Source organism: Sphingobacterium sp. UBA6320 (assembly GCF_002440335.1).
In the GTDB taxonomy this organism is placed as follows: domain Bacteria; phylum Bacteroidota; class Bacteroidia; order Sphingobacteriales; family Sphingobacteriaceae; genus Sphingobacterium.
Genome location: NZ_DJTA01000019.1, coordinates 1 through 3,650, shown reverse-complemented (window position 1 = coordinate 3,650; position 3,650 = coordinate 1). Strand labels below are relative to the sequence as shown.

Below are 3,650 nucleotides of genomic sequence, written 5' to 3'. Positions count from 1 at the left end.
AGAAGGCTTTTTTATTGGATCAAATTGTTCGAGATCTAAATATCTTTCACACATCTAAATCCGACATTATTCGTCGGACTATTCACTTCTCCCTTGCCCCTGCTTCCTGCTTTATAACGTTCACAATATTGATCATTACACAAAAATGAACCACCACGCTGTACACGTTTAACAGCCCCTGGCTCATCTGGATCGTAAGCATCAGCTGGCCCCTTAGGATTAGCGGAAGAACTTTTAGCATAATAATCAGGACGATAATAATCCGCACACCATTCCCAGACATTCCCCTCCATATCATAAAGACCGATTGAATTTGCTGGAAAAGCTTTAACTGGTGAAGTACCGACATAACCATCCAACCTCGTATTTAGAACAGGAAATTGGCCTTGAAAGATATTCGCGAGATAGCGGTCATTATCCAATAGTTCATTTCCCCAATAATAGGTCATTGGATTGGATGTTCGTGCACGTGCAGCAAATTCCCATTCTGCTTCTGTGGGTAACCGTTTCCCGGCCCATTTCGCATAGGCTTCGGCATCTTGATAAGCAATATGCACCACAGGATAGTTCTCTTTACCTTTAATACTGCTATTTGGACCATCAGGATGCCTCCAGCTTGCTCCGACGACATAAGACCACCATTGCAAATGGTTCGTTAAACCTTGAACTTCTTTAGGGGGGGAAAATATGGCAGATCCAGGTTTTAACATTGCAGGATCTACACCAGGAAATTCTTTGGGATCTAGGGGTCTTTCAGCCACAGTTACATACCCTGTTGCCTGGATAAATGTTTCAAATTGACCATTGGTCACTTCATGTTCATCGATTAAAAAATCATCGATCTTAACTTCATGAACAGGCTTAGCATCCGCAAATTGATCAGACCCCATTAAGAAATAACCACCAGCAACCTTGATCATATTGACCTGATCAATACCTGAGCCTTCCACAATGTGAAACGTAGTATCCGCATTAGAAAACCGAGAGGGTATAGTTGTTGCCATATAGCAACGTGAAGAATCTGGAGAAACAAAAAGATCAGCAGTATGGCCTTTTGGTTCACTGTTACTAAAGCATGAAGTCAACAAGACAAAACATGGTATAAAAAGAAATGAATTCTTGCACATAGGTTGGGTCGATAACAAATAAAGATACAATTTAGATATTTTTCAACAAGAATTGAAAATATCGTTAAATAAAAAAAGAGAACAGTTAACTGTTCTCTTTTTTTATATCGCTTACAAAAAAATTATACGTCTAGTTGAACACCACTAACTTTTCCCTCTTTTGAGCGAATTTTTGTTGTACCACCACCGTTTAAAGTAATATCCACCGGTTTATTTGTCTTCCATGCTCCTTTTGTAAAGTCAGGAATGTCGACTGTTCTGGAGTCGCGTTTAACAGAATCAAAACTTAATGGAACGATACAACTCCAAGAGGCACCATCATAAACATCCTGATCCAATGGAAGACCATTGCGCAAACAATCAATCAATCTCCAGTCCATCATGAAATCCATTCCACCGTGTCCACCAACTTGTTTTGCTTGTTCGCCAATAAATTTCACCAATTCAGGTGTATATTTGGTATATAATTCTTTTAATTTATCTTGTGTAATGAAGCTATGTCCAAAAGCAATGTTTTCAGTAGGATATTTCTGAGCAAAGCCTTTTGTTCCACTTAGCGTATGCAATCTCGAATAAGGTCTAGGCGAAGTAACATCATGTTGCAACATAATCGTTTTGCCCAGCTCTGTACGAATCAACGTCGTATTCATATTACCACGGAAACTCTTACCAACAAATTCTTGATAGAAAGAATCTTTAGCGGCCAATTCTTTTGCTTTAGCCCCCATTTGAAAGTCATTTGTAGACATCGCAACCAAGTGGTTCATTTTATCACCACGATTGATATTCATACACTGTGCCACAGGTCCCAGACCATGTGTTGGATACAAATTGCCATTCAATTTGATGTTTTCACGCAATCTCCACATATTATCATAACCATTTTTTGCAAAATTCAAGTCTAATAAATCGTGGATATAAGCACCTTCACCATGCAAAATCTCACCAAATAAACCTTGGCGAGTCATGTTCAATGTCAACATTTCAAAGAAATCGTAACAGCAGTTTTCCAACATCATACAATGCTTTTTTGTTTCTTCTGAAACTCTTACGACTTCCCAACAATCTCTTAGTGTCAATGCAATCGGCACCTCACAGGCAACGTGAGCACCAGCTTTCATCGCACCAATACTCATTGGAGTATGATAATCCCAAGGCGAACAAATATATACTAAATCTAGCTTCTCATTTTTTAGCATATCTTTCCAACCATCCTCACCAGAGTAAGATTTAGCATCTTTTAATGATTTTTTACGTAAGATACCTTGAGCACGTTCTACACGATCTGCATGTTTATCACATAAAGCCACAATTTCCACTCCATCAATGTAAGATAAACGATCCACAGCACCAGGGCCACGCATTCCTAAACCAATAACCGCTACACACACTTTATCAATTTTAGGAGCGGCATAACCTGACATGTTGAATTTTGTCGCTGCCAATACATTGGAATTTAAAGTTGGTAATGTCACCGCTACAGATGATAAGATACCCGCTTTCTTCAAGAAATCTCTTCTATTAGAATTCATATTTGATAGATATAATTTACATACAAAATTAAAGGGGCTATAGAAAGCCCCTCTAAAATCACCTATTTTAAAACAAACTAAACAGTCTTTGTAATGATTATCAAAACTAATGATAGCAATAGTCCAATAATTAGTTATAGAATCGGTCGTATACCTTTTCTATAACAAGAATACACTACATATTTGATAATAAAAAATAAAAAAACAAAGCAATCGTTTGCTTAAAATAAACAACCGTTTGCAAAATGGCATCCCTTACTTATGATATCATGTAAATCTAGTAACCAATTAGTTACATAAAAGTAATTGCACGACACGATGAATATAAAACTTGAGCACATTATTGTGTTACATCATCATCTTGAGTTATAATTCTCTATTTGAGCTCATCATACCTGAACTAACCAAACAAGAGACAAAGATGCATATCTACTTTTAATAAGGATTTTTTCAACAATCTATTAGGCATTAAAATATATGATGCATGGCAAACCATCATCTCTCAATTCGATATCCAAAGATTATACGATTTTAGAAAACCTGTATAAAACGAATTTAATTTTTTCAAAGCCAAAAAGCTCCTATGGAGTATATCATTGAAGAATAGCAGGATAGATCAGCTAGATGAATAGAAAGCAGGATATCACCGATTCTTCGGCAGTTCACGGGGTGAGCTATAAGCGTATTTCAAAAGCAGGAGTTGCCTGGCGTGGATATGGGGGATGAGCTTGAAGTGGAACCGTGCCGCCAATAGCCATATCCGGAACCAGGTCGGACATGAAGGAGAAGAAAGGTAAGTGTGATGCGTCTGCAGTACTGCCGTAGCAAGTCGATATCTTTGGCTGTGAAATAGATTATCTGCGGCAGCAGGAGGGGTCATTGCTGCGTCAGTGGTATTGATTATACTGCAGCAGCGGAATGGCTTGTTCTAAAGCAATGAGATTGGGCTATGCTGCATCCGAAGGATAGAAAAAGTTTAACGCACAAAAAA

At 38.0% G+C, this 3,650-nt stretch carries 2 protein-coding genes; both read right to left on the bottom strand.

Features of this window, described 5'->3' with window-relative positions; translation table 11 throughout:
* Positions 1-35: 35 nt before the first annotated feature.
* Entirely contained in the window at positions 36-1,127 is a 1,092-nt protein-coding gene (locus tag B3P23_RS11330; protein ID WP_293926011.1) for a formylglycine-generating enzyme family protein, read from the bottom strand.
* 122 nt (positions 1,128-1,249) lie between these two features.
* Positions 1,250-2,659, bottom strand: coding sequence for a Gfo/Idh/MocA family protein (locus B3P23_RS11325; RefSeq protein WP_293926009.1), 1,410 nt, complete (start codon positions 2,657-2,659; stop codon positions 1,250-1,252).
* Positions 2,660-3,650: the final 991 nt, after the last annotated feature.

Coding starts and splice junctions, on each gene's coding strand:
- B3P23_RS11330 (WP_293926011.1), bottom strand. CDS start 1,127: ATGTGCAAGAATTCATTTCTTTTTATACCATGTTTTGTCTTGTTGACT.
- B3P23_RS11325 (WP_293926009.1), bottom strand. CDS start 2,659: ATGAATTCTAATAGAAGAGATTTCTTGAAGAAAGCGGGTATCTTATCA.